Origin of the sequence: Nocardia otitidiscaviarum NBRC 14405, assembly GCF_000308635.1 — a bacterium.
In the GTDB taxonomy this organism is placed as follows: domain Bacteria; phylum Actinomycetota; class Actinomycetes; order Mycobacteriales; family Mycobacteriaceae; genus Nocardia; species Nocardia otitidiscaviarum.
This window is the reverse complement of the sequence record NZ_BAGD01000054.1, coordinates 1-24431: the sequence shown is the minus strand read 5'-3', so window position 1 is coordinate 24431 and position 24431 is coordinate 1. Positions and strand designations below refer to the sequence as shown.

Annotated in this window: 24 protein-coding genes and 1 tRNA gene; 8 read left to right on the top strand and 17 right to left on the bottom strand. The window is 69.2% G+C overall.

Features of this window, described 5'->3' with window-relative positions:
- The first annotated feature begins 3 nt into the window (after positions 1-3).
- The 3 genes from ON31_RS10170 (at position 4) to ON31_RS10160 (ending at position 3900) form a co-directional block, all read left to right on the top strand.
- A complete protein-coding gene (locus ON31_RS10170) occupies positions 4-1269 on the top strand; it encodes an MFS transporter (protein ID WP_081592340.1) in 1266 nt (421 codons plus the stop codon).
- A gap of 189 nt (positions 1270-1458) precedes the next feature.
- Entirely contained in the window at positions 1459-3351 is a 1893-nt protein-coding gene (locus ON31_RS10165) for an arabinofuranosyltransferase AftB family protein (RefSeq protein WP_039812037.1), read from the top strand.
- 69 nt (positions 3352-3420) lie between these two features.
- A complete protein-coding gene (locus tag ON31_RS10160; RefSeq protein ID WP_029929615.1) occupies positions 3421-3900 on the top strand; it encodes a VOC family protein in 480 nt (159 codons plus the stop codon).
- A gap of 155 nt (positions 3901-4055) precedes the next feature.
- Here ON31_RS10160 and ON31_RS10155 read toward each other — a convergent pair whose 3' ends face one another.
- Entirely contained in the window at positions 4056-5033 is a 978-nt protein-coding gene (locus ON31_RS10155; RefSeq protein ID WP_029929622.1) for a LysR family transcriptional regulator, read from the bottom strand.
- 204 nt (positions 5034-5237) lie between these two features.
- Between ON31_RS10155 and ON31_RS10150 the strand changes: the two genes are divergently transcribed.
- Positions 5238-6488, top strand: a complete 1251-nt coding sequence (locus tag ON31_RS10150; protein WP_081592339.1) for a Glu/Leu/Phe/Val dehydrogenase dimerization domain-containing protein — start codon at positions 5238-5240, stop codon at positions 6486-6488.
- Positions 6489-6536: 48 nt separating this feature from the next.
- Here the strand turns inward: ON31_RS10150 and ON31_RS10145 are convergent, their stop codons facing one another.
- The 8 genes from ON31_RS10145 to ON31_RS10110 form a co-directional block, all read right to left on the bottom strand.
- Positions 6537-7319, bottom strand: coding sequence for an alpha/beta hydrolase (locus ON31_RS10145; RefSeq protein ID WP_039812032.1), 783 nt, complete (start codon positions 7317-7319; stop codon positions 6537-6539).
- A 146-nt stretch (positions 7320-7465) separates the two neighbouring features.
- Positions 7466-8506 carry an acyl-CoA dehydrogenase family protein gene (locus tag ON31_RS10140; protein WP_039812029.1) on the bottom strand — a complete coding sequence of 347 codons (1041 nt, stop codon included), beginning with the start codon at positions 8504-8506 and terminating at the stop codon, positions 7466-7468.
- Entirely contained in the window at positions 8506-9435 is a 930-nt protein-coding gene (locus ON31_RS10135; protein ID WP_039812025.1) for a VOC family protein, read from the bottom strand. Before ON31_RS10135 ends, ON31_RS10140 begins: the two co-directional genes overlap by 1 nt.
- A gap of 9 nt (positions 9436-9444) precedes the next feature.
- On the bottom strand, positions 9445-10191 hold the full coding sequence (locus tag ON31_RS10130) for an enoyl-CoA hydratase/isomerase family protein (protein ID WP_039812022.1): 747 nt from the start codon (positions 10189-10191) through the stop codon (positions 9445-9447).
- A 20-nt stretch (positions 10192-10211) separates the two neighbouring features.
- Entirely contained in the window at positions 10212-11435 is a 1224-nt protein-coding gene (locus tag ON31_RS10125; protein ID WP_218007305.1) for an acyl-CoA dehydrogenase family protein, read from the bottom strand.
- Complete coding sequence (locus tag ON31_RS10120) at positions 11413-13059, bottom strand: AMP-binding protein (protein WP_051037078.1); 1647 nt, start codon at positions 13057-13059, stop codon at positions 11413-11415. Before ON31_RS10120 ends, ON31_RS10125 begins: the two co-directional genes overlap by 23 nt.
- 102 nt (positions 13060-13161) lie before the next feature.
- Positions 13162-13491: a hypothetical protein gene (locus ON31_RS10115; RefSeq protein WP_039812015.1), complete on the bottom strand. Its 330-nt coding sequence runs from the start codon at positions 13489-13491 to the stop codon at positions 13162-13164.
- Positions 13492-13521: 30 nt separating this feature from the next.
- The gene (locus ON31_RS10110) at positions 13522-14244 is read right to left on the bottom strand and encodes a hypothetical protein (protein WP_147287193.1); all 723 of its coding nucleotides are present in this window, start codon (positions 14242-14244) and stop codon (positions 13522-13524) included.
- 106 nt (positions 14245-14350) lie between these two features.
- Between ON31_RS10110 and ON31_RS10105 the strand changes: the two genes are divergently transcribed.
- Positions 14351-14575 (top strand): hypothetical protein, encoded by a 225-nt coding sequence (locus ON31_RS10105; RefSeq protein WP_039812009.1) that lies wholly within the window; start codon positions 14351-14353, stop codon positions 14573-14575.
- 24 nt (positions 14576-14599) lie between these two features.
- Here ON31_RS10105 and ON31_RS10100 read toward each other — a convergent pair whose 3' ends face one another.
- A complete protein-coding gene (locus tag ON31_RS10100) occupies positions 14600-15070 on the bottom strand; it encodes a hypothetical protein (protein ID WP_147287192.1) in 471 nt (156 codons plus the stop codon).
- 703 nt (positions 15071-15773) lie between these two features.
- Between ON31_RS10100 and ON31_RS10095 the strand changes: the two genes are divergently transcribed.
- Entirely contained in the window at positions 15774-16208 is a 435-nt protein-coding gene (locus ON31_RS10095; protein WP_039812004.1) for a hypothetical protein, read from the top strand.
- A gap of 387 nt (positions 16209-16595) precedes the next feature.
- Here ON31_RS10095 and ON31_RS10090 read toward each other — a convergent pair.
- From ON31_RS10090 to cobT, 4 genes are all read right to left on the bottom strand, one after another.
- Positions 16596-16680 (bottom strand) — tRNA-Leu (locus ON31_RS10090).
- Between the two features lie 193 nt (positions 16681-16873).
- Positions 16874-17698 (bottom strand): ErmE/ErmH/ErmO/ErmR family 23S rRNA (adenine(2058)-N(6))-methyltransferase, encoded by an 825-nt coding sequence (gene erm, locus ON31_RS10085; protein WP_039812002.1) that lies wholly within the window; start codon positions 17696-17698, stop codon positions 16874-16876.
- A gap of 270 nt (positions 17699-17968) precedes the next feature.
- Positions 17969-18715: an adenosylcobinamide-GDP ribazoletransferase gene (locus ON31_RS10080; RefSeq protein WP_081592356.1), complete on the bottom strand. Its 747-nt coding sequence runs from the start codon at positions 18713-18715 to the stop codon at positions 17969-17971.
- A 150-nt stretch (positions 18716-18865) separates the two neighbouring features.
- Positions 18866-20752, bottom strand: a complete 1887-nt coding sequence (cobT, locus tag ON31_RS10075) for a nicotinate-nucleotide--dimethylbenzimidazole phosphoribosyltransferase (protein WP_051037059.1) — start codon at positions 20750-20752, stop codon at positions 18866-18868.
- Between the two features lie 318 nt (positions 20753-21070).
- Between cobT and ON31_RS10070 the strand changes: the two genes are divergently transcribed.
- Positions 21071-21688 (top strand): hypothetical protein, encoded by a 618-nt coding sequence (locus tag ON31_RS10070; RefSeq protein ID WP_157533633.1) that lies wholly within the window; start codon positions 21071-21073, stop codon positions 21686-21688.
- A gap of 58 nt (positions 21689-21746) precedes the next feature.
- On the opposite strand, the gene ON31_RS10065 is transcribed toward ON31_RS10070, so the two are convergent.
- The 3 genes from ON31_RS10065 to ON31_RS10055 all read right to left on the bottom strand — a co-directional run bounded on the left by ON31_RS10065 (position 21747) and on the right by ON31_RS10055 (position 23967).
- Positions 21747-22193 carry a hypothetical protein gene (locus ON31_RS10065; RefSeq protein WP_039811997.1) on the bottom strand — a complete coding sequence of 149 codons (447 nt, stop codon included), beginning with the start codon at positions 22191-22193 and terminating at the stop codon, positions 21747-21749.
- 100 nt (positions 22194-22293) lie between these two features.
- Positions 22294-22908, bottom strand: a complete 615-nt coding sequence (locus ON31_RS10060) for a LysE family translocator (RefSeq protein ID WP_039811995.1) — start codon at positions 22906-22908, stop codon at positions 22294-22296.
- 81 nt (positions 22909-22989) lie between these two features.
- Positions 22990-23967, bottom strand: a complete 978-nt coding sequence (locus tag ON31_RS10055) for a helix-turn-helix domain-containing protein (protein WP_039811992.1) — start codon at positions 23965-23967, stop codon at positions 22990-22992.
- 203 nt (positions 23968-24170) lie between these two features.
- On the opposite strand from ON31_RS10055, the gene ON31_RS10050 reads away from it, so the two are divergent.
- Positions 24171-24407 carry a hypothetical protein gene (locus tag ON31_RS10050; RefSeq protein WP_039811989.1) on the top strand — a complete coding sequence of 79 codons (237 nt, stop codon included), beginning with the start codon at positions 24171-24173 and terminating at the stop codon, positions 24405-24407.
- The last annotated feature ends 24 nt before the right edge of the window (positions 24408-24431 follow it).

Below are 24431 nucleotides of genomic sequence, written 5' to 3'. Positions count from 1 at the left end.
CCGATGGTCGCGCGGATACGACCGAGTTCGATCGCCGCGCTCGCCGCGGGGCACGCCTGCGTGGACGTGTACCAGGGCGCCGTGGCCGCCCTGGTGCCGTTCTTCGTCGCCGAGCGCGCCTACGGCTATGCCGCCGCCTCGGGCATCGTGCTCGCGGCATCGCTGCTGTCCTCGGTGGCGCAACCACTGTTCGGTGTGTTCACCGACCGGCGGGCCGCACCCTGGCTGCTGCCGGTCGCCACCATCGTCTCCGGGTGCGGGACGGCACTCAGCGGCATTGCCGGATCGTATGCGCTGACACTGACTTTCGTGGCGGTGTCGGGCATCGGCGTGGCCGCCTATCACCCCGAATCCGCCCGTGTGGCCCGGATCATCAGTGCCGGACGGCATACCGCCATGGGCTGGTACTCCCTCGGCGGCACGATCGGATTCGCCGCGGCCCCGCTGCTGGTGGCCGTGGTCGTCGCCACCGGCGGACTGCGGTGCACACCGCTGCTGTTGGTCCCGGCCCTGGCGGGCAGTGTGCTGTGCCTGCCCGTGCTGCGCGCCCTCGGCGGGGCGATACACCCAACCTCGGCGCCGCGCGGTACCCGCGGTGTGGACGACGTGGCGTCGTTCGCGAAACTCGCGCTGGCCGTGGCCTTCCGGTCAGTCGTCTTCGTCGGCACCGCCACCTTCGTCGCCCTCTATGCCCAGCAGCGCACCGACGGCGGCGCACTGGCGGGCAGCAGCGCATTGTTCGTCCTCTATCTGGGCGCGGCCGTCGGCACCGTCCTCGGCGGCCGGCTCGCCGCATCCCGGAAGCGGATCACCGTAGTACGCCGGTCCTACCTGTGCGCCGTCGCGGCGTTGGCGGGCTTGGTCTTCGTCCCCGGCCCACCCCTGTACCTCTGCATCGCCTTCACCTCCGTCTGCCTCTACGTTCCGTTCTCACTCCAGGTCACCCTCGCTCAGGACTACCTCCCCTCCCGGGTCGGCACCGCGAGCGGAGTCACCCTCGGACTCTCCGTGAGTGTCGGGGGCATAGCCAGCCCGCTCATCGGCGCACTCGCCGACCGAACCTCCCTGGGCACCGCCCTCATCCCTCTGATCGGCCTCCCCGCCCTCGGCTGGCTGGCGCTGCGCACCCTCCCCGAGCCCGCGAACCCGCATCCCGCCCATCGCCTGGACCCGCCGTCACCGCCTCATGATCGTGATCACCACGCGCCACCCGCGTCGCCCGTATCCGGCGCCACGCCGACCGCGACCCGCAGACCTTCCCGGCCGTGACGCCCATTGCGGCGGTCGCTACCAGATCATCGGAGCGACTGCCGCCAGACCCCAGGATTCGGGGGTGGGCTCCGGTACGGACCGCGCGCTACGGTCCACCCGTACCAAGGAGGGGAGATTCATGCGCGGCGAGCCACCTCACCACGCGGCAGGTGCGCGCCGCGACTCCCGTGCGACATGCGGTAGCCGGTGACCGTCACTCTCGCGCCCGCGGCGGACCGCACCGGGTCCGGCCCCGCCCGCATCTCACCGCGACCGCCTCGTCTGCTGCTCATCAGCGGAATCGCGATCACCACAACGCTTTTCGTGATCGGCGGGTGGCGGCGGCGCTGGATCGCCGACGACGGGCTGACCGTGCTGCGCACGGTCCGCAATCTGCTGGCCGGCAACGGGCCGGTCTTCAACGCCGGGGAGCGCGTCGAGGTCAACACCAGTACGGCCTGGACCTACCTCATCTGGTTCTTCGGCTGGTTGACGCGGGTGCGGCTGGAATATGTGGTGCTCGGCCTCGCGCTGATCCTGTCGGCGTCGGCCATGATGTTCGCGATGCTGGGCGCGGCGCGGTTGTGGGGCGGCGGATCCCGGCTGCTGCTGCTGCCGGCCGGTGCCGTCGTCTACATCGCGGTGCCACCGGCCCGCGATTACGCCACCTCCGGCCTGGAGTCCAGCCTCGTCATCTGCTGGCTGGCCGTGCTGTGGTGGTGGATGATTCGCTGGTCGCAGGCCGACAAGCCCTCTCCGGCAACCGTGTTCGCGCTGTCCTTCCTCGCGGGGCTGGCGCCCCTGGTGCGCCCGGAATTGGCGATGGTGGGCGTGCTGGCCCTGCTCATGATCTGCTGCGCTCCGCTGCCGGACATCCGGTTGCGGCCGTGGGCATCCCGTGCGCTGATCGGTGTGGCGGCGGGCCTGGTGCCACTGTCCTACCAGATCTGGCGCATGGGCTATTACGGTCTGCCGTACCCGAATACGGCCGTCGCCAAGGACGCGAGCGGGGCGAAGTGGCGACAGGGTCTGGACTATCTCTGGAATCTGATCGGGCCGTACGGGTTGTGGGTGCCCCTGGCGGTGCTGGGCGCGGCTGCGATCCTGGCGGCGCGGGCACAGCGCACCGCGGCGGGTGTCGCCGCGAAACCCACGCCGCGCGAACCCGTGTGCCGATACCGGGCATGGCTGCGCACCCCGGCCGCCGTGGTCGCCCTCCTGGTCGGCAGCGGAATTCTGTTGCTCGCCTATCAGATCCGCGTCGGCGGCGACTTCATGCACGGCCGTACGCTGCTGCCGCCACTGTTCTGCCTGCTGCTGCCCGTCATGATGCTGCCACTCGGATCCGCTGCCGCGCGCACCGAACCACGTCGCGTCTCCTCCGTGCTGTCGGCGGCCCTCGCCGTCACCGTCGGCTGGGGTCTGTGGGCGGCCGACGTCACCGCCATCGAATCCGAGTCCGGTATCACCGCGTCCGGTATCGCGGACGAGCGGCTGTACTACGTCCGGACCACCGGCCGCGACCACCCGATCCGAGCCGAGGACTACCTGGACTATCCGCGCATCCGCGCCATGGTCCGCGATATCGCCGCCAGCCCGGAGGGCGGCCTGCTCATCAATACGCCGTCCTTCCGACACTGGTACGTCGTCCCGCCGCCCAGCCCGATCGACGCCGCCGGGCACACCGTGTATTACATGAACCTCGGCATGATCAGCATGAACATGCCCCTCCACATCCGCGTCATCGACCCCATGGGTCTGGCCTATCCGCTCGCCGCCCACACCTACCGATTCCCCGACGCCCGGATCGGCCACGACAAGAACCTCGACGCGGACTGGGCGATCGTGGACGCGGGCATGGCGAGCAGCCACCCCGAGCTGCCCGGTTTCATCGACGAAGGCTGGGTGTCGCGCATCGCCACTGCCCTGACCTGCCCCGAGACCCGCGACCTGCTGGCCGCCACCCGCGCCCCGCTCACCATGGACCGATTCCTGCGCAATGTCCACCGGTCGCCGCACTACGCCGCCTACCGCATCGACCGGGTGCCGGAGCACGAGATAGCGCGGTGCGGTCTCGTCGACCCGGCCGCACACCGATGACTTTCGGGCTCCCCACCCGTCCGAACTCGTAACAGCACCTACCCGAGCACCGAGTAAGGAATGGTCACGATGAGTGGAATCGGTATCTGCCTCTGGTTCGACGACGAGGGCGAGGAGGCCGCCCGCTACTACACCGCCATTTTCAAGAATTCCAAGATCACTTCGGTCGTCCCGTACGGTGATGCCTTCCCCGGCAAGGCGGGCGAGACCATGCTGGTCGAGTTCGAACTCAACGGCCAGCGGATCACCGCCCTCAACGGCGGCAAGATGGACTGGTCGTTCAACGAGGCGATCTCCCTGATGATCGACTGCGAAGACCAGGCCGAAGTAGACCACTACTGGAACGCCCTCACCGCAGACGGCGGCCAGGAAGGCCCCTGCGGCTGGCTCAAGGACAAATACGGCGTCAGCTGGCAGATCACCCCCAAGCGCTACTACGAACTCGCCGACCCCGCCGACCCCGCCCGCGCCGACCGCGTCAACAAGGCCCTCGAGTCGATGAAGAAGATCGACCTCGCCACCCTGGAGCGGGCCGCCGCCGCGGGCTGACCCGCGTGGCATGCCGAATGGTCCGAGCGATGCGGCTACTACGTATTCACCAGTGGCGAAGGTGGGTGGTCGCGACGTCCTCGATCCCGAGACCGTGATGGCACGCGTCGGCGACGGATACCTACAGCCGAAACCGTAACCGGGTGCGTGGCCGATCAGCCGAGTCGGAGGCCCTTGCCGTTGGATACGGGCGGGGGTGCGGGTTCCGTGTCGGGTGGGGCGCTGTCGGCGCCCAGGCCCTTCTCGGCCGCGGCGGTGCGGATCGCGTCCACGACGAGCAGGAGGGCGGCGCGGCGGGCGGTGTTGGTGCGGTAGGCCAGTGAGACCGTTCGGGTGAGGGCGTCGCCGAGGGCGACGATGTCCACGCCCGGTGGGCGCAGGGCCAAGCCCAGGTCGGAGACGAGGGTGACGCCGAGACCGGCCGCGACCATGGCCAAGGCCGTCGCCTGCTCCTCCACCTCGTGGTCGATGCGCGGTGCCACCCCGGCGGCCTGGAACGCCAGCCGGGCCGCATGCCCGAAATTGGATCGCGCGGGCGCGAGAATCCACGGGTGCTCGGCCAGTTCGGCCAATGTGACGCTGGCCGACGGCACCGCCCCCGCGGGCACGGCCGCATAGAGCCGCTCGACCGCGATGACCGTGCGCTGCAACCCGCTGTCCCACGTCGTCGGATAGTTCGAATAGTCGATGACGAACGACAGGTCGAGCGCGCCGTCGCGCACCGCCGCGGCGGTCGCCTCCGGCGCGAGCTCCCGCGTCCGCACCAGAATGCCCGGGTGGGTGCGGGCCAACGCGGTCAGCGCGTCGGGCAGCAGTCCGGCCGCCACCGACGCCCACACCCCGGCGGTGAGCTTTGCCGTCACCGATTCACCGGCCTCCTCGAGCGCCTGGGTCGCGCGTTCGACCGAGGTGAGGATCTCCTCGGCGTGCTCGGCGAGCACCACCCCGAGATCGGTGAGCTGCACGCGCCGCCCCCGCCGCTCGAACAGCCGGGTGCCCACATCGCGTTCCAACTGCGCGAGCTGCTGCGAGACCGCCGACGCGGTGTAGTGCAGGGCGGCCGCTGCCGCGGTGATCGTGCCGCGGCGATGCAGTTCGCGCAGCATCCGCAGCCGGGGCAGTGACAGGTCCATGGAACCGAGCCTAAATGCTGTGCAGGAACGCTGAATACTCCCGTGAACGAACCGTAAATGGACGCGCGGGCAGCCGGGACCGCACTCTGGTGGCACGCGAGTTGTCGGGTGAGTGATCACACCGCCCGGACTCCCGATTACGCGACGCGGCGTTCCCTGTAGGCGGTGGTTACCGACACGAGCACGACGAGGAGGTGGTTCGTCATGACGACAATGCAGAACCCGGGCGGAGGTGTCCCGCAGACGACACAGCCGGTTCCGACCATCTCTCCGGCGCCGGTCACCCCCGCACCACATCGCCCCGAACCGTATCTGCGCATGCAGTGGACGGATTCGTGCACCGGCGCGGTCGGCTACCTCGTCGTCCACACCCTGCGCTCGGGCCTGGCCACCGGCGGCACCCGGATGCGAGCAGGCTGCACGCTGAGCGAGGTCGAGGACCTGGCGCGCGGCATGGCCAACAAGACCGCCACCTTCGACCTGCCGATCGGCGGCGCCAAGGGCGGCATCGACTTCGACCCCAAGGATCCGCGCGCACCCCACGTGCTGGAGCGCTTCTGCGCGGCCATGCGGCCGTGGATCGACGCGCACTGGGTGACCGCGGAGGATCTGGGCGTACCGCAGCACCTGATCGACGAGGTGTTCGCCCGGCTCGGCCTGGGCCAGAGCTATCACGCCGCCATTCGGCGCGCCGCCGATCCGGCCGCCACTCTGGAGCGCGTCCGCCGCGGGCTCGACGCTCGCGTGGAGGGCGGATTCGCACTCGGTGACGTGATCGGCGGTTACGGCGTCGCGCACGCCTGCCTCGCCGCCGCCGTCTCCTGGGGTCGGGCCCCCGCCGAGACCACCGTCGCCATTCAGGGTGTCGGCACCATGGGCGGTGCGGCGGCCTACTACCTGCACGAGGCGGGAATGCGGGTCACCACCGTGGCCGACGCCGCCGGAACGCTGCACCGCCCCGACGGCCTGGATATCCCGGCGCTGCTGGCGTTGCGCGACGGTTTCGGCGAGATCGACCGCTCCCGGCTGCCCGCGGATGTGGAGCGGCTGCCGCGCACCGCGATCGTCTCCGCCGATGTCGATATCCTTGTCCCGGCGGCGATCTCGTACGCGATCACCCCCGACAACTCCTTCGACGTCAAGGCCCGCGTCATCGTCGAGGCCGCGAACGCCGCGACCACGCCGGAGGCCGAGGCCATGCTCGCCGCGCGCGGCATCCCGGTGCTCCCCGACTTCGTCGCCAACGCCGGGGCCGTGGCTTGGGCGTGGTGGCTGCTGCTCGGCCAGGTCGACGACATCCCGGAGACGTCCTTCGACCGCCTGCGTACCACCATGCACAGCAAGGTCGCGCAACTGCTCACCGCGTGGACCGATGCGGGCATCACTCCGCGCGAGGCCGGTCACCGCTGGGCCGACGACCCGGCAGCCGACCCCGAACCGGTCGTCATCCCCTGATCACGGACCGGGCGACCCGGGGCCCATCGCGCTGTCCGGCTGCTCGCGCTACATCGCGCCGTCCGGCTGCTCCGGCAGTTGGAGGGTCTCGCGCAACCACCGCAGGACCGGCGGCGCGACCCGCGGCACCGCGGATTCGGCAATGATCCAGTGCGGCAGACCGGGATGCCGCTGATGCTCGGCTCGGTAGCGGGCCGCGATGCGCGCCGATATCCACGGTGCGACATTGCGGTCCGCGCCCGCGCTGACGCACAGCACCGGGCAGGTGACGGCCGCGGCGTCGACCCGGACCGACGGCAGCCCGAGGGTCATGGCGCGGAAGATTCGCCCGGAGTCCGGAACCAGTTGCGGCACAATCTGTTCCTGCTCCGCACGGGTGAGCGTGCTGAGCGGCACCGCACGCATGGTGCGCTCGCTCGGCAGGAACGATCGCCCGGCCAGCACGGCGGGCAGGACCGGGAACAGATGCGGTAGCGGCCGGAGCTGCGGCCACAGCACACCGGGCGGAATGGACGCCAGCAGCACCAGGGCGCGGCAGTCCCGCGCGGCCGCCACCCGCTGCCCGATCAGGCCGCCCATACTGTGCCCGATCACGATGGCGTCCTCGCCGAGATCGTCGTAGGCGGCGAGCGCCACATCCACGCAGTCGCGAATTCCGGTGCGGCGCAGTACCGCGTGATCGACCGGATCGCGTCCGGGCAGGGCCGGTGCCACGCAGTCGAAACCGGCCCGCTCGAAGTAGTCGAGCCACGGACGCAGCAGCGCCGGACGCCCGAAAACGCCGTGCAGGAACAGGATCGGCGGCCGCTCGCCGCCGTGCCGAGCAATCATGGGAGACCGCATTTCTGTCGTTCGGGCGCTGCCCGCCGACGGTACTGCAACCACACGCTCGCTACTCCCCCTTCGACACCTGTTCCGGCTGGAGGCGAAACACCTGGCATGCCCCGAAGACCGACGGTGTCGCGGCCCCGACCGGGTCACTCGCCCATACCGAGGTGCCGCACGATCGTGCCGATATGGTGGTCGGCATCGCCGAAGGCGAGTGCGCACGCCATCGCATGCCGCGTGTAGTGGTGCAGCCCGTGTTCGGCGGTGAATCCGATGGCGCCGTGCACCTGGTGGGCGGTGGCGCACACCCGCTGGTACACCTCGGACACCCACGACTTCGCGAGCGCCACCTCGGTCGACGCGTCCAGTCCGGCCGCCAGCCGCCAGATCGCCTCGTAGGCCAGCAGCCGCGCACCGAGCACCTCGACGGCCATATCGGCGCAATGATGTTGCACGGCTTGGAAAGCGCCGATCGGCCTGCCGAACTGTTCGCGCTGGGTGGCGTAGTCGACCGTCATATCCAGCACCGCCTGCGCACCACCCACCATCTCCGCGCAGGTCGCCGCCGCGCCGTAGGCGGCGATCGCGGCGGCGATTTCGGATCCGGACGCGAGCACGGACCCCTCCGGGATCGGCACGTGGTCGAAACTCACCCGATACGATTCGTCGCCCACGACCGCCAGCGGCTCGCGGCTGATTCCCGGTGTCGCGCCATCGATCAGCACCGCCAGCGGCCGGTCGGCGTGCGCGATGACCAGCAGGGTGTCGGCGATGTCGGCGTGCGGCACGAACATCGCCGTGCCGAGCAGTGTTCCCGCTTGCGCCGCAATGCCTTCGACGTGGGTGAGCAGCCGTCCGCCGGTGATCGCGGGCAGCCAGGCGGCGCGTTCGGCCGCGGTGCCGTACCGCATCACCGGCATCCCGCAGCAGGCCACCGTCGCCGCGAGTGGGCTGGGCACCCGGGCGCGTCCGATCTCCTCGAGCACCAGGCACAGTTCCAGGAATCCGGCCCCGAGCCCGCCGTACTCCTCCGGAAACGGCAGCCCGGCCCAACCGAGTTCGACCATCCGGGTCCAGAGTTTGCCCGTCGACTCGGCCGTCCAGAGTGTGCCCGACGGCTCGGCCGCGCTCAGGAATTCCCGGGCGGTGGACCGGATCAGCTCCTGCTCCTCGGTGAGGGTGAGGTCCATCAGCTGTTCGCCGGGATCTTGTCCGACCGCACCCAGACGCCCGGCCGCTCCTCCCAGAACAGCTGCACGAGTACGCCACCGGCGTGCTTGGGGTGGATGAAGGTGTGCCGCCACGCCGCACCGTCGGTGACGCCCGCATCGTGGTCGAAGGTCGGCGTGTGATGGTGTTCGCAGGCGGCCAGCGCCGCGTCCCACTCGGCCACCTGGAAGGTCACATGGTGTACGCCCGGACCGTTCTTCGCCAGGAACCGGTCGATGAACGAGTCCTCGCCGCGCGGCTGGATGATCTCCCAGCAGATCGCCGACCCGGGGATATTGAGCACCAGGTCGGCCATATCCGGCCATTCGTCGATGGGCGTCTTCCACACCGGCACGAACCCGGCCAGTTCGGCGTACCAGGTCGCCAGCACCTCGCGGTCCCGGAACGCCTGGCAGATATGGTCGATCGCCACGATGCCGAGCGCCGGTCCGGTCGCGGCGGCGGGGGTGGCGGCTGTGGCGTGCTCGTCACCGACCAGGGCGAGGGTGCCCGGCCCGCGCAGCCGGAATCGTACGCCCGGCCCGTCCTCGGGCGGGGTCAGCGACGACTCGATCCAGCCCGGCCCGTCGACCGGTTCGAGCCCCAGCTTGTGCAGTTCGGCGCGCGCCGCCTCGAGGTCGGGCACCTCGACGCCGATGTGGTGGACGGCCGGTCGGCCGCCCTGCCGCTCGAGTGCGGCGTGCAGCGGTGAGCCGTCGCCGGAGGGAGCGATGACCACCCAGTCCTGCCCCCAGCTGCCGGGCACCGTCAGCCGCGCCCCGGTGACGCCCTGCTCGGGGTTGTCCCAGCTGCTGGTGCGGCGAAAGCCGAACAGCCCCTCCAGTTTCCGCGTCGCGGCGGCGAGATCGGGCACCAGCTGGGCGATGTGGTCGATTCGGTAGATGCGCACGGTGCCTCCTCAGCTCGGGTGCGGTTCGATCCAGTCGTAGCCGCCGGACACCAACTCCTTGACCAGCCGCAGGTTGTAGCGGTTCATGGCGGCGATCCGCTCGGCCAGTTCGCCCACGTGCTTGTCGAATTCCGCGGCCGGGAAGACGTTGTTCACCAGTCCCAGTTGCAGCGCCCGCTGCGCGTCCAATTGGATGCCGGTGAACAGCAGTTCCTTGGCGCGGGCCTTGCCGATGCGTTCCGGCAGCCGCTTCACCCCACCCCAGCCGGGTGCGGAGCCGCCGAAGGCGGGTTGGTCGGGGTCCGCGCCACCGTTCATGTATTTCGGCTGGTAGGGCGGGCGAGCCGAGAGCGTGATCTCCACCAGTCCCAGCTTCGCGTCATCCGAGCAGACGATGAAGTCGGCGGCCAGCGCCAGTTCCAGCCCGCCGCCGACCGCGTAACCGTGCACGGCGGCGACGACCGGAATCGACAGCCGCTCCATCATGGCGAAGGTCTTCTCACCGAGACGGCCCTGTTCGACCCGCTCCTTGGGTGTCAGGCCCTCCGACCAGCCCAGGTCCATACCGGCGCAGAACGCACGCTCGCCCGCGCCGCGCAGCACCACGACGCACACGTCCTCGTCGTCGTCCACGGTGGTGAACACCTCGCGCAGTTCGGCCATGGAGGTGGGAGTCAGGGCGTTGAGTTTCTGCGGGCGGTTCAGCGTCAGCCAGGCCACGCGTTCTTCGATTGTCACGTCGAGGGTTTCGTACATCGGCACCTTCTCCCGGGGGACTATTTTCTCGGTAGGTTCAAACCTCTGGTCGCGATGACATTGCGTTGGATCTCGGTGGTGCCGCCGAGGAAGGTCGCGGCCACCGCGTCGAATCGCAGGCGCGTGAATTCGGCGGCCAGCGGATGCCGCTCGCCCGGCGCGGTCAGCTGGGCGAGTTCGCCGAATGCCTTCGTGCCGGTGCGGGCCAGCCGCTGCGCCAGTTCCGCGCCGAACAGCTGATTCACCGATGCTTCGTAGCCCAGCACGCCGCCGTGCGCCTGGCGCGAAACCGTATATCTGGCAAGGTTGTACAGGACCCGCAGCTCGATATAGCGGCGCGCGATCTCGTGCCGCAGCACCGCGGAGCCGCCGTCGGCGCGCACCTGCTCGACCAGTCGCGTCAGCGCCCGCTCGAGTTTCACCGTCGCGCCGATTCCGGCCCGTTCGAAGCTCAACGCGTCCATCGCCACGTACCAGCCGCGGTTCTCGGCCCCGACCCGGTTCCGCACCGGCACTCGCGCCCCGTCGAAGAACACCTCGGCGAACGGTGTGTCGCCGCGGATATCGGTGATCGGCCGAATGGTCACACCGGGTGTGGCCGTATCCACCAGCAGGAAGGTGATTCCCGCGTGCTTCGGCGCGTCCGGGTCGGTGCGCACCAGCACGAACAACCAGTCGGCGTAGTGAGCCAGCGAGGTCCACACCTTCTGCCCGTCGAGGACGTAGTCGTCGCCGTCGCGCACCGCCCGGGTGCGCAGCGATGCCAGGTCCGAACCCGCGCCGGGCTCGGAAAAGCCTTGTGCCCAGGTTCTTTCACCGCTGGCGATGGGCGGCAGGTGTCGCGCCCGCTGTTCCGGCGTGCCGTGCGCGATGAGCGTCGGACCGAGCAGGAACGCGCCGATGCCGTTCACCGTCGGCACCCCGGCCCGCATCATCTCCTCGTGCAGAATGAACTCCGCCACCGCGGTCAGCCCCGCGCCGCCGTACTCCTCGGGCCAGTGCGGAACGATCCACCCCCGGGCGGCGAGTGCGGCCGCCCATCGCCGGGCCCCGGCCGCCCGGTCGGGATCGGCGCTCACCCGATCGACCGGCCAGTTGTATCCCCAGACGTCCTCGGGTTCCAGACTGTGCTGCGCATCCGGGTCGGGCCGATACTCGGCGGGGAACTCGGCCGCGATGAACGCCCGCACCTCGGCGCGGAATGCGGCTTGCTCCGGCGTATCACCCCAGTGCACAGCGGTCACCGGGAGTGGTCGGCGGGGCGGCGGGCGGCTGTGCCTGCCGGTCCCAGGTGGTGGCGGTGACACCGTGGTCACCCTGTTCGCGCAACCGGTATTTGGCGACCTTGTCGGTCGGCGTGCGCGGCAGCGCGTCCACGAATTCGATATAGCGGGGCACCATATAGCCGGGCAGCTGCCGCTGACAGAACTCGACGAGTTCCTCCACGTCGAGCCGCGCGCCGGGACGCACCACCACGGCCAGTTTGACGTCCTCTTCCTCGAGTTCGGATGGCACGCCGATGGCCGCGGATTCCAGGACCGCCGGGTGCATATTCACCTCGCATTCGAGATCGAACGCCGAAATCGATTCGCCGCGACGCCGAATGGAGTCGGTCATGCGGTCGAGGAAGAAGAAATACCCGTCCTCGTCACGCCAGACCCGATCACCGGTGTGGAACCACAGATTGCGGAAACACCGCGCGGTCGCGTCCGGCGCCTTGTGGTAGCCGGTGGTGATCACATAGGGCTGCTTCGGCCGCAGCACCAACTCCCCCGGCTCGCCGGGCCCCACCTCACGGTCGTACTCGTCCACCACCGCGGCGTGGAACCGCCGTTCATGCACCGTGCCGCAGGAACCCACCCGCCACTGTCCGTACGGGCTGCCGGTGGCGATCCCGGCCTCGGTGCTCGTGTAGGTCTCCACCGAGCGCACCCCGAATCGCTTGTGCAGCGGCTCATCCAGACTCGACTTGCCCATATAGAACATCTCGAGCGGATGATCCTTGTCGCGCGGGGACGGCGGCTGTTTGAGCAGGATCGGGATCATCGAGAACACGCTCATCACCACGGCGGCGTCGAAGCGACGCACATCGTCCCAGAACGTCGACGCGTGAAAACGGTCCACGATCGCGATCGACCCACCGCACAGCAGCGCGGCGAGCACCCCGTCCCACAGCCCCGCCGCGTGGAAGAGCGGCAGCGGGCAATAGATCGACTTCCCCCACCGGTCCAGATAATTCAGCGAATCGTACGCGCAGGTCAAGGCCAGCGCGTGCGAACACATCGCACCCTTGGACGGTCCGGTCGTGCCGGAGGTGAACATGATGGCCTGGAGATCATGAAAACCGACCTCCACACGCGGCGCCTCCGCACCGTGATCGAGCAGGGTCGACCACGGCAGCACCGGCACTCCGACGTCGTCGGCCCGCTCCGGCTCCCCGGCGGCTCCCGGCCCGAGGATGACCGTGCGCAGTCCGGGCACTCGGCGCGCCAACGGAACCAACCGCTCGACGTAATCGCTGTCGGCGATCAGCAGCACCGCATCCGAGCCGACCAGCACATGCCGCAGCATCTCCCCCCGGTGCGCGGTATTGACCGGCACCGCCACCGCCCGCAACCGCGCCAACGCGAAGATCACGTACACGAACTCGGCACAGTTCGGCAGCATGACCGCGACATGGTCCCCCGGCCCCACACCCGACGAAATCAACCCCCGCGCAACCCGATTGGCCATCTCATCGACCTCGCCATAGTCGATGTGCCCCTCGTGAAACCGCAGAAACGGCTCCCCCCGATGCGTTATCGCCCGCTTCGCGAGCACGTCACCGAGAACGAAACTCCGCACATTCTCCGATGACGCTTCGCGCATGGCCACGACCTCCGACAGCGCTGATGTTCACCTTCCATCATGACGCCCACACCGCGACCGCATGGCAGATCCCGCGATTCCGCCACGTATCTCCGGACTCACCTATCGCGTCGATACTTGATCGGGCTGGGGACCATATGCCTTCGCGTCCGCCGAAATCCTCGCGGTCCCACCGTGCTCATCGATGCGTGCGAGCGGCCGATCGGCGGCCCGCAGCACGGTCAGCGCGGCGCAGGTCACCCACGGATTGAACCGACGCCGCCCCGTCGGACCCCAGTCCACGAGCGAACGGTATCTGCCGCTGGGCACGGCACGAACCTGGTAATAGCGCGCTTCGGCGGGGAAGCCGCCATCGGGCAGCCGCTTGGACTCCAGCAGATCGAGGGCAGCGGCGCAGCGCGGGTCGGTGATCAGCCCCGCCTCCGCGAGCACGGTGAGCGCGAACAGGAAGTCGTAATGCCATTAGCATGGAAAATGCAGCTGTACAAACGATTTCGCCATCACGGTGCCGTCACCGATGCGCCGGAACAGCTGGCGGCTCAGGAACGGCTCACCGGCCCGAACCACCGCGTCTCGGCTGTCCTCCCGACCGGTCCGCTGGGCGTGCAGCGCGAGCGCGCGCAGCGGAATGAGACTTTCGACGAACGAGGAGACGCGGCCGCTCGCGTGCCGGTCACAATTCCAGCCGCCGTCGGGCCATTGCGTGGCGAGCAGACGGGTCACGAGCTCCTCGGCGCGTTCGTCGGCGAGCCCGAGACTCAGCAGCGCCCACAACAGATTCCCGTCGATGGAGGCATGCAGCGTGGGCAGCCCCCGCACCTGTCCGATATGGCGTGTGCGGTACTCCTCGGACAGTACCCACCCCAATGCCTGCTCCCGCAACGGGATCAACGACTCGTCACCGCCGGGATAACCGAGTTCGGCCAGTGCGACCAACACCCAATGTGCGCCGTACCACGTGGCGCCGTACGGATGGAACGGTAGCGTCCCGTCGTCCCTACGTTCCGACAGCAGAGTCCGCACCCGCACGCTGGCAGCGATATCCGCCCGCACCGACCGCACCGCGGGATCGTCCGCGGGCGTCCCGAGCAGCCGGGTGAGCACGCGCCACCGGATCGACGGCTCCGGCGAATCCAGCAGCCGAGCCACGATCCCATCGGCCGCCAGGCCGCCGTCCCCGGTCATGCCGACCATCGTGGTCGCCGCGACCTCGTGCCGCTACGGCCTTCGGTCGAGCACATCGAGGACCATTGTCCTCCGCCCGGTGCCGTGTCGTCGGCCCCAACCTACCGTGTCGCCGTCCCACTGGCGCAGCCTGGACACCGGCCGCACCAGCGGACAATCGCACCAGTTCAACGAGCACGGCGAGATCCAGGCACCGGACGGTGTGATCACTGGTTTCGGCATGGAACCGGGAGCCGGTCGGGTGGAGGCGTGGATCGTCACCCAGTACGACGACGGCTCGGAGCGGGAGTTGGAACACATCAGCGGCCGCGCGTCCTTCACCCTCGGCTGATCGACCGCCACGGCAGGCGGGGCCTCACAACTTCGCCACGACCGCTTCGACGAGTTCGCGAACAATCACCGACCGTTCCCACTCCCGCTGCCGCCGCAGTTCATCCTTGTCGGGCTCGCGCCCGAACGCGACCGTCTCGGTGCCGTGCAGGTAACGGATCGCCGTGTACTCGTCGACCTGCCGCGTGTACTCGACCGTCATCGACACCTGGAACAGGACATACAGCGTCGCGCACACGAGACTATTGCCCTGGGCGGCCACGCACGGTATCCCGGCGACCGTGATCGGTGGATCGGCGGGGAAGGGCTGTGGCCGGTTCCGGTAGACGACCCCCGCACTGCCCGCGGCGATCACCTCGATCGTCACCTCGGCGCCGGACCGGGGCGGCAACTCGTCCGCCTCGAACGCGATACCAGGCAGCGCCATGGCGACCGTACAGAGCGCTCCCCCGACCCGCACCCGCTCTCGCGCCCATTCCGGCTCCGGCGGCTCCACGGCGCCGCCAGCATCAGGTCTTGGTGTACCGCGAACCTCTCGCTGTCGGTCACCTGCGGAAAGATCGCCCGAATATCGGTGTCGGTGATCAGGTTGCATGCCTTGGGCCATTGATCGAACTCATAGAACCCGGAGGAGTGCAAAGGCGCACCCTCGTACCGCGGCCCGGTCGCGGTCACGGGAGCGGCCCCGAGACGAACCGGTGGTGGCGGCTCGGCAGGAAGCACAGCACAGGCCGCACCGAACACCACCACGACCCCTACCAGGAGAACTCGTCGAAAAATCGCACCTACCACCTTCACACCCACCGCGACCGGGAACAGCCGTGCGCTGAAACGCCAAGTATGGCAGCAGGTCTCACCACACACCGCTCGCACCACGGTTCTCGCTGGCGAGTTCGACCGGCACCCGGCACGACATCGGCAACATTTCCCGCGCGCACGGCCGACACTGGGCATCCCGGTCTGATCTCCGCTCCGTGAACAGCATCCGCCCCGGCTGATGGAGGTGCTCGGTTCCGGCCATCCTTCGAAAATCCAGAACACCGTGCAGCATGTCGCACCAGATGCTGTCGGCGGTGGCGGCGCGGGCACGTCCATCGGCGGTAGGGCAGGACGGCGGTCCACCTCGGGACCCTTGCCTCTGCCGGAGGCGACCGGATCGGTCGTACCGTGACCAAAGGAATCGACTTGGAGGGGTTCCGATGACGGCTACCGAAACGACTCGCCGCCCGTCCACGGCGGCACGCAGAGCCGGCTACGTCGTCGCCGCACTCTGCAACGCGGTGCTGCTCTACGCCATTCACGCCTGGCCGGGATGGGATGCCCTGCCCTTTCTCACCGAGGACACCCCGCGGGTACTGTGGCTCGTCACCGCATCGCTGATCGCCGGTTTGATCACCAGCGTCGTGTATCTGCCCGCCGATCCGCCGTGGTTGAAGTCCCTCGGCGACCTCGTCACCACCGGGATCGGCCTGGCGGCGACCATCCGTGTCTGGCAGGTGTTCCCGTTCGACTTCGGCAGCGCGACCTTCGACTGGGCTCTGGTGTTCCGCATTCTGCTGGCCATCGCGATCGCCGGAGCCGTCGTGGGCATGATCGTCCAATTGTTCACGTTCCTGCGCGCGGTGATCCCATAGCCGCCGCGCGTCGTGCGGAACCGACGGTTGGACGGCAAGCTACCCCGAGACATTCTGCGACGCAACACTTTCTGTGCAATGCAGGCCCTCCGGCCAGTGGCAGCCGCACTGCAGCACCGGTGCGCGATGGCCACTACCAGGGGCAGGTTCCGGCCAACGGCGGCTTAGCCCCGTCTCGCTTCGACGTCGGCGAGCGCGCGTTCGATAGGCGGAGGCTACACGATCCATGTCCGCACGGGGGCGGCACGGACGCATACCAGATCACCCTGTGGTTCTCGGTCTGCTCGGTTCGGGTGCGTCCCGCGTTCCGACGATCTGGCCGCGAGGAGTCGAAACTGGACAAGAAAAGAGCTCTTCCTACATGTAGGGAGAGCTCTGTCGTCGGTGTGTCCGGAGGGGGACTTGAACCCCCACGCCCTAATACGGGCACTAGCACCTCAAGCTAGCGCGTCTGCCATTCCGCCACCCGGACCGGTGTTGCTCGAAAACTTTAACGGATGAACCGTCGGTTTGTGAAAACGGCTGGATGCGATCCATTTTCCGGGAGTGTGACGGCGGATGGCAAGAGTTGTGGGTGGGAGGGAGAAGCCTGCCGAGATCACTGCGGCTCGGACGAGGGTATGGCGGTCCGGTGCCGCCGGGGTATGCGGCGGCACCGGATTCGGTCAGGCGGCGAGCTGCTGGTGCAGCGTCACCCATTGGTCGGGGTGCACGTAGGCCACCACGGTGTCACGGTCGATGCCCGCGACGGCCAGCGCTTCGTCCACGCCCTGATAGCGGGTGCGCAGGGACGCGCGGACGGAGCCGCCGAGGCCGGTGAAGCCGGTCCGGACCAGCTCCAGGTAGGAGTTCCGTTCCCGCACCAGCGGTTCCGGGCGGCGGACGATCCGCAGGATCGCCGAGTCGACCGACGGGACGGGCCGGAAGCTGGTCCGGTCCACCTGGCCGTGCAGTTCCCAGGTGAACCACGGCCAGGTTTCGGCCGTCACCAGGCTCCAGCGGCCGTAGTCGCCGGTGCGCTTGCGCGCATATTCCCGCTGGGTGAGCAGGGTCGCCGAGGTCAGGGCGGGTGCGGTCAGGCACCAGTCGACGATCTTGGCGGTCACCGAGTACGGGATGTTGCCGACCACGGCGAACGGTTCGCGCGGAGCCCGTGCCTTGGTGAAATCACCTCGGACGACGCGGATTCCGCTCTCGCGTCGGGTTCGCGCGGAGAGCTTCATCGCCAGCAGCGGGTCGATCTCGTACGCGGTCACCTGGGCGCCGCGCCGAGCCAGTTCCGTGGTGAGCACGCCCTCGCCCGCGCCGGGTTCGAGCACCAGCCCGGTCGGTTCGGCCACCGCCACCATGAGCCGGACGGCATCACGGTTCACCAGGAAGTTCTGCGAGAGTGTGCGCCTGGCATGGTCGCGCGGCGTGCGAGCTCCACTGCCGCTGGTGACCTTGCGCTGGGTATGCGAATAGTTTCGGTGTGCAAAATCTTGCGCCACAGCACTTGCCCTTTCGGGTCCTCGAGTCGAATGAGTCTCGAAGGGCCCTGGGCGCGCCTGCGGACGCCGAGAGAAGAATCCGCGTCCGCTAGCGGGCCAGAGCCCGGCCGTGGCGGATACGGATGAAGTAGGGGGCGCAGTGACATGCCATGCGGGAAACCGTAGGGACCGCGCGACTCCCGCCGCAACCGAATTTCGGACCCGCGGCGATCCGCCCCAGCACGGCCCACGGGGTCTGGTCCGACTCGCGGGTTCACACCCGCGGCCGGTTCACACCGCGAAACTCGATACCGCGACCGCGACCGTCGTCGCCACCTCGACCGCCGCCCCGAGTACGTCGCCATTGAGCCCGCCGAACCGGCGAACAGCGTGGCGAACCAGCACGATGGCCGTCGCCAGCGCGGCTCCCACGGCGATCGGCCCCAGCCACCACGCATCGGTGACGAAGCCCGCTATCACCAGAGCGGCTGCGGCCCAGGCGAATCCGATCGCGCGCCGCTGCGTTCCCGCGACCAATGCCCCGAACCCGGCCCCCGGGGCGGCGTCGATCCCGCTGCGGCACGCGAGCACGACCGCGACCCGCCCCACCGCCACCGCGACCACCACGGCCGGCCACCGCTGCGCATCCACCAGCGCCGCGAACGCGAACGCCTGAATTCCGATGACGAACACCAGCGCCGCCACCCCGAACGGCCCGGCCCCGCCGCTCTTCATGATCTCCCGCGCCCGCTCGGGCGGGCCGTAACTCCCGAGCCCGTCCATGGTGTCCGCGAGCCCGTCGATATGCATCCCCCGCGTCCCCAACGCCAGCGCGGCCACGCCCACCAGTCCCGCCAGCAGCGGCGAAGCACCCGCGACCACGAGCCCCCACATCACCGCGACGGCCCCCGCGCCCAGCAGCACCCCCACCACCGGCGCCCACGCGATCGCTCCCCCCGCCACTCCCCTGTCCACCCGCTCCGGCCCCCGCACCGGCACCACGGTCAGCCACGACAGCGACAGCGCGAGCCCCTTCACCAGCCCCTCCGACACGAAGTCCCCCGCAACCCGGAACTGGACAACCGCTCACGGGGAACTGGTGGCGGCATAGCCCGAGTCGCCACCGCCACCAGTTCCCCCTCGCCGGGAAGATGCCCGGGCGGGCGGCGGGTAGGTCCTGGCCTCCGGCTAGTCGGCTTCACCCACACCAGCTTCCAGCGCATCGGCCGTACTCACACCGGCCTCGGCGAACGTCGCCATCTCGCCGAGCGCCGCCACGGCCGCGCGCAGGATCGGGAGGGCGGTGAGTGCGCCGGAGCCCTCACCCAGTCGCATGGTCAGGTCGATGAGGGGTTCCAGGCGCAGTCGGTCGAGCGCGATCTGGTGGGCGGGTTCGCTGGAGCGGTGACCCGCCACCCACCAGGCGCTCGCCCCGGGCGCGAGCTGTTCGGCGATCAGGGCGGCGGCGGTCACCACGACACCGTCGAGGACCACCGGGGTGCGGCGGGCGGCGGCGCGCGCCAGGAATCCGGCCATGGCGGCGAAGTCCGCGCCGCCCGCGACCCGCAGCAGGGCTTGCGGGTCCTTGACCACGGGGCGCGCCCGCCACATGGCGTCGCGCACGGCGGCGGTCTTGCGTATCCAGCCCGCGTCGTCGATGCCGGTGCCGCGGCCGACCGCCACCACCGGTTCGGTGTCGGTGACGGCGGCGATGAGCACGGTGGCCGGGGTGGTGTTGCCGATGCCCATATCTCCGGCGATGAGAAGGTCGGCGCCGGAATCGATTTCCTCGTCGGCGAGGGCCGCTCCGGCGTGCAGCGCGGTGCGGGTCTCGTCCTCGGTGAGGGCGTCCTCGCGGTCGATGGACCCGCTGGAGCGGCGCACCTTGAAGGTGGAGATCTCCGCCGCGGTATCGCCCTCCACGGCCATGTCCACCACCCGCACGGTGGCATCGGCCAACCGCGCCAACACATTCACCGCCGCGCCTCCGTGCAGGAAGTTGGCGACCATCTGCGCGGTCACCTCACTCGGATACGCCGACACACCGTGCCGCGCCACCCCGTGATCCCCCGCGAACACCACCACCCGCGCCCGCTCGAACTGCCGCGGCGGACACACCCCCTGACATGCCGCCACCCAGTTCCCCAGCGCCTCCAACCGCCCCAGTGCCCCCGCCGGTTTGGTCAACTGCCCCTGCCGCTTCCCCGCGGCCGCCCGCATCGCCGCATCCGGAGCCGCCACCGGCCCGAACTCCACCGCCACCGCGCTCCCCTTCGACAACCCGACCCGCCGCTGCGCACCCTCGCCGCCGGTGGAAGCGATTGCGCCCCCGGCGATTCCAGTGGCTGCCCGATCCGGGCGAGCTGCTTCGGATTCGGCCGCGTCGCTCGCTCCTCCCGCCACCGCATCCCCGACGGGTACCGAAACGGCCGCCGCCCCGACATCGGATTGTCCAGCACCCCCGCCCACCTGCCCGGCATCCCCCGCCGCCCGCCGCTCACCGGCGGGACCACTGTCCGCGCCATCCACGCCCGGCTTGACCCGCACCGCCTGCCCGGCGACGAGCAGATACACCTCATCGCACACCGCGGCGAGCCGCTGGTTGAGCGTGCCGATCTCATCCCGGAACAACCGTCCGGAACGTGTGGCGGGAATGACGCCCAACCCGACTTCGGGGCTCACGATCACGAGCCGCTCCGCATAGCCGGCGACAGCGGCGACGAGGGCGTCCAGATCCGGCCCCACGGTGCCGCGCGGCAGCTCCCAGGCCTTGCGGGCGTCGAGGCGGGCGGTGAGCCAGGTGCCGAGGTCGTCGATCAGGGTCGCGGGGGTGGGCTGGCCCAGGCCCGCGATCGGGTCGCCCTCCACTACCGTCCAGTCCGCGGGGCGGCGCGCCCGATGCGCAGCGATCCGCTCGGCGAAGTCGGTATCCGCCGGGTCGACCACGGCGGTGGCGATGTACCGCACCGGCCCCGCGGCCACCAGTTGTTCCGCGAACGCCGATTTTCCGGACCGCGCCCCGCCGAGCACCAGTGTGCGGAGCGGCCGATCGGTTGAGTGAGCAGTGTGCGACACGTCAGCACGGTATCAACCGCCGCACCGCGCGGCCCTCCCCAACCCACGCCGACACCAGCCCGGAGTCGCCGAGTACGTGCAGTCGGACACGTAGCCCTTCCCCGAGCCCAGCCACACGCGCGGCACCGGATCCATCTCGCACCCTCGAACGACAGCCACACCGCTATCCGCGGTGCCCGGTACGACAGCCCCCGGGAGCAGGTTCGTGCTTCACCGCCGTACTCCTCCGATCGGTACATTCGACATCACCGACAGCTGTACGGACGCAATGTGCTTCGGGGAGGAAGTATGCGGATACGTCGCACTGTGGAATACGGAATGATCGTCCTGCTCGCGGCCGTATCGACCGCCTGCCTCGGCGAATCGACCGACCCCTGCGCGGGAGGCGCGCTCGGAACACAACCATGCCCGCCGACGGCCCCTTCGACCCCCGCCACGCCGCAGCCGGAACCGCCACTGCCACCCGGCCGACATCCGATCGTCGTGCACGACTGCGATGTCGCGGGTGGATACTCCGTCCGAGAACGACGCAACCCTCCACCCGAGGGCGGACGCGCCATCGACGTGCACGCCATCGAGGTGTACCAGACCGGCGGCGACCACTCCTTCCGTGATCACCCCGAAGGTGCGGCCGATGTATACGTCCACGCGACCGTCCGCCCCCAGCTGCTGGTCTTGAAAGCCTACGAACCGACCCTGTGGCGAATCCACGCCGACGACGGAGTATCGCTGCCCATGGTCGTCCTCGACGGCCACCATGAACAGCGACTCGAGGGCGTGCCCACCGATATCGAAGTGGTCGCCTCGGAGAACTGGCCGTCGATACCGAACCGCGCGCTGGCCGCACTGGCCAACCAACCACCCGCCTCCGAAACCTATTGCTACGACGCGAGTTTGTTCTCGGTTCGCCCGTATCGCGAACAGGTCGGGAACTGATCGACGACGGCTGCCGCTACACGCCATCGACCTGCTCCACCGCTGACGAGCCACGAGTTCACTCCAAGACAATCGCCATGGTGAGGAGGAGCGCCAGGTAGATGGCCAAGCCGACCAGGAGCCAGAATATGATCACCGCTCCGGGCACATGGCGCGGTACGGGCCCGATCACTCCGGTCAAGAATACTGCCGGAGGCATCCGGTAATACACCATGGTGACGCGGCCCTCGCGCACCGGGACCTCCGCATGTACCGCTCCGAAACTCGGGCCCAGGATCCGGCGATTGATCACTTCGACGTCGTAGTTCCCCGGTGCGACAGGAATATGATTCGCCCCCATAGCGGCATACGGCACCACCCGGCCGTTCACTCGTACCTCAGGTGTGAACAGCGGGATGGGGCTCGCCGAGATCTCCAACGCGATCCCCGTCGGGCCCGGTTCGGTGTCGTACGCGATCGCCCCCGGCCGGGCCGACAGCTGCTCTGGTCGGTCACCGCTGACCATGTGCGCCCTTCCGAATCCACGGTCACCCGTCGCGCGGCGACCATCGCTCCGCCTACAGTACCGATCTCACCTCGTACCCGCGTGCCCGCGACCAGCACCCTCACTGATTCTGCACGGCCAGCCGCCCCGCGAGCGCCACGAACGACGCCCCGAACACCCGCCGCATCCAGGTCACCACGGCGGGCCGCGTGATGATGTGGTCCCGCACTGCCGCCGCGGCCACCCCGTACACCGCGAACACCACGAAGGTCGCGAGCATGAACACGCCGCTCAGCTCGAGCATGCGCGGCACGGCATTCGCGGACCCGGCGGGCACGAACTGCGGCAGGAATGCGAAGAAGAAGATGGTCAGCTTGGGATTCAGCACGTTGGCCAGCACGGCCGCGCCGATCACCCGCCCAGCGCCCGGGGCGGCGCCTGATTGCTCGGGCACGGTCAGCGCGCCCTTGTCGCGGAAGGTCATCCACGCCATGTACAGCAGATAGGCGACGCCGAGATACTTCAGCGTCTGGAATGCCATGGCACTGGTGTTCAGCACCGCGGCCACACCGGTCACGGCGGCGATCATGTGCGGAACAATCCCCAAGGTGCAGCCGAATGCGGCGATCGCGCTGGCCCGCGTACCCCTGGCGAGCCCGGCCGCGAGGGTGAACAGCACACCGGTTCCGGGCGTTGCGACGATGACGAGCGTCGTCAGCAGAAATTCGATGCTCATCTCCCGCACAGTAACCGGAGATGGTGTCCGGCAACACCCCGCCGCACGCGGATATCCGACGGGTAGGCGACCCGAGCCCGCCTAGACTCCCGCTTCGTCCGGGTGCGCCCCGAATCGCCTGCGGTACTCGGTGGGCGCGATGCCGACGAGTCGCTGGAAGTGGTGGCGCAGTAACGCTCCCGATCCGAATCCGCACCGATGCGCGACCGACTCCAGATCCAGCTCGGTGTCCTCCAGCAGCTGTTTGGCCAGCAGAATCCGCTGCCCCGTCAGCCATTTCACCGGCGTGGTCCCGGTTTCGGCGGCGAAGCGGCGCGCGAAGGTGCGCGTGGACATGGCGGAGCGGGCGGCCAGGGCCTCCACGGTATGCGGCAACTCCAGGTGTTCGTTCATCCAGTTCAGGGTGTCGCTGAGGCTGTCTGAAGTGCATTCGGGCACTGGGCGTTCGATGAACTGACGCTGTCCGCCGTCGCGCTGCGGCGGCACCACCATGCGCCGTGCGATGGCATTGGCCGCCGCGCTGCCCAGCTCGCGCCGCACCAGATGCAGGCAGGCGTCGATCCCGGCGGCGGTGCCCGCACTGGTGATCAGATCCCCCTCGTCCACGAACAGCACATCCGGGTCGACGGTGGCCTTCGGATACCGCTGCGCGAGATCGTCCACGTATTTCCAGTGGGTGGTGCATTTGCGGTCGTCGAGCAGTCCGGCTTCCCCGGCGAGAAACGCCCCGGAACAGACGGTGAGGACGGTGGCCCCGTTCTCGGCGGCTTCCCGCACCGCGGTGATCACCCGTGGATCGGTCTGTTCCAGCACACCGAACGGAAACGCCGGTATGGCAACGAGATCCGCGTTCCGCAGCTCGTCGAGCCCGTATTCGGGCGTGACCGTGATGCCGGGTGTGCTGCTGTCCAGCGGCTTGCCGGGTTCGAGCCCGCAGACGCGGAAGTCGAAGTAGGGCAGCCCGTCCATCCGCCGGTCCAGCCCGAATACCTCACAGACGACGCCGAATTCGAACATGGCGAGGCGCTCGTTGAGCACCACGGCGACCTTGGACAACATAGCCCCAGCCTATCTGGCCGAATCTTTGCGAACAATGTCAGTACTGCCACTGTTGGCAGAAAGCTCGCGAGGGAAAACTTACTGCCATGCACGCAGTCACCGCAATGCTCGCAGCCGCAACCGTTATGACCGCCATGGCAATGGTCACCGGCGCGGCGATGGCCGGCGGCACCGAGACTTCCGACGAGCAGGAGGCATAAGCCATGACCGCCATCACCACCCCCGCCAGCACCGTCTCCCGCGGTCAGCGTCGCACCATCGCCACGGCGATCACCCTGTTCCGCCGCGCGTTCACGCTGTTCGCCGCCGCCGGGCGGGCCGTACCCTTCCACCGCGAGGACGGCTCGCGGCGGGCCGGTTCCTACGACGTCGTCGACCGCGACAGCCAGCGGGCACTGGCCGAACTCAATGCGATCAGCACCATCCGCGAACACGGATAGGCCCCGACAGCACGCGGCCCCGCT

Coding starts and splice junctions, on each gene's coding strand:
- ON31_RS10170 (WP_081592340.1), top strand. CDS start 4: ATGGTCGCGCGGATACGACCGAGTTCGATCGCCGCGCTCGCCGCGGGG.
- ON31_RS10160 (WP_029929615.1), top strand. CDS start 3,421: ATGAGTGGAATCGGTATCTGCCTCTGGTTCGACGACGAGGGCGAGGAG.
- ON31_RS10155 (WP_029929622.1), bottom strand. CDS start 5,033: ATGGACCTGTCACTGCCCCGGCTGCGGATGCTGCGCGAACTGCATCGC.
- ON31_RS10150 (WP_081592339.1), top strand. CDS start 5,238: ATGACGACAATGCAGAACCCGGGCGGAGGTGTCCCGCAGACGACACAG.
- ON31_RS10145 (WP_039812032.1), bottom strand. CDS start 7,319: ATGATTGCTCGGCACGGCGGCGAGCGGCCGCCGATCCTGTTCCTGCAC.
- ON31_RS10140 (WP_039812029.1), bottom strand. CDS start 8,506: ATGGACCTCACCCTCACCGAGGAGCAGGAGCTGATCCGGTCCACCGCC.
- ON31_RS10130 (WP_039812022.1), bottom strand. CDS start 10,191: ATGTACGAAACCCTCGACGTGACAATCGAAGAACGCGTGGCCTGGCTG.
- ON31_RS10120 (WP_051037078.1), bottom strand. CDS start 13,059: ATGCGCGAAGCGTCATCGGAGAATGTGCGGAGTTTCGTTCTCGGTGAC.
- ON31_RS10110 (WP_147287193.1), bottom strand. CDS start 14,244: ATGACCGGGGACGGCGGCCTGGCGGCCGATGGGATCGTGGCTCGGCTG.
- ON31_RS10095 (WP_039812004.1), top strand. CDS start 15,774: ATGACGGCTACCGAAACGACTCGCCGCCCGTCCACGGCGGCACGCAGA.
- ON31_RS10070 (WP_157533633.1), top strand. CDS start 21,071: ATGATCGTCCTGCTCGCGGCCGTATCGACCGCCTGCCTCGGCGAATCG.
- ON31_RS10065 (WP_039811997.1), bottom strand. CDS start 22,193: ATGGTCAGCGGTGACCGACCAGAGCAGCTGTCGGCCCGGCCGGGGGCG.
- ON31_RS10060 (WP_039811995.1), bottom strand. CDS start 22,908: ATGAGCATCGAATTTCTGCTGACGACGCTCGTCATCGTCGCAACGCCC.
- ON31_RS10055 (WP_039811992.1), bottom strand. CDS start 23,967: ATGTTGTCCAAGGTCGCCGTGGTGCTCAACGAGCGCCTCGCCATGTTC.
- ON31_RS10050 (WP_039811989.1), top strand. CDS start 24,171: ATGACCGCCATCACCACCCCCGCCAGCACCGTCTCCCGCGGTCAGCGT.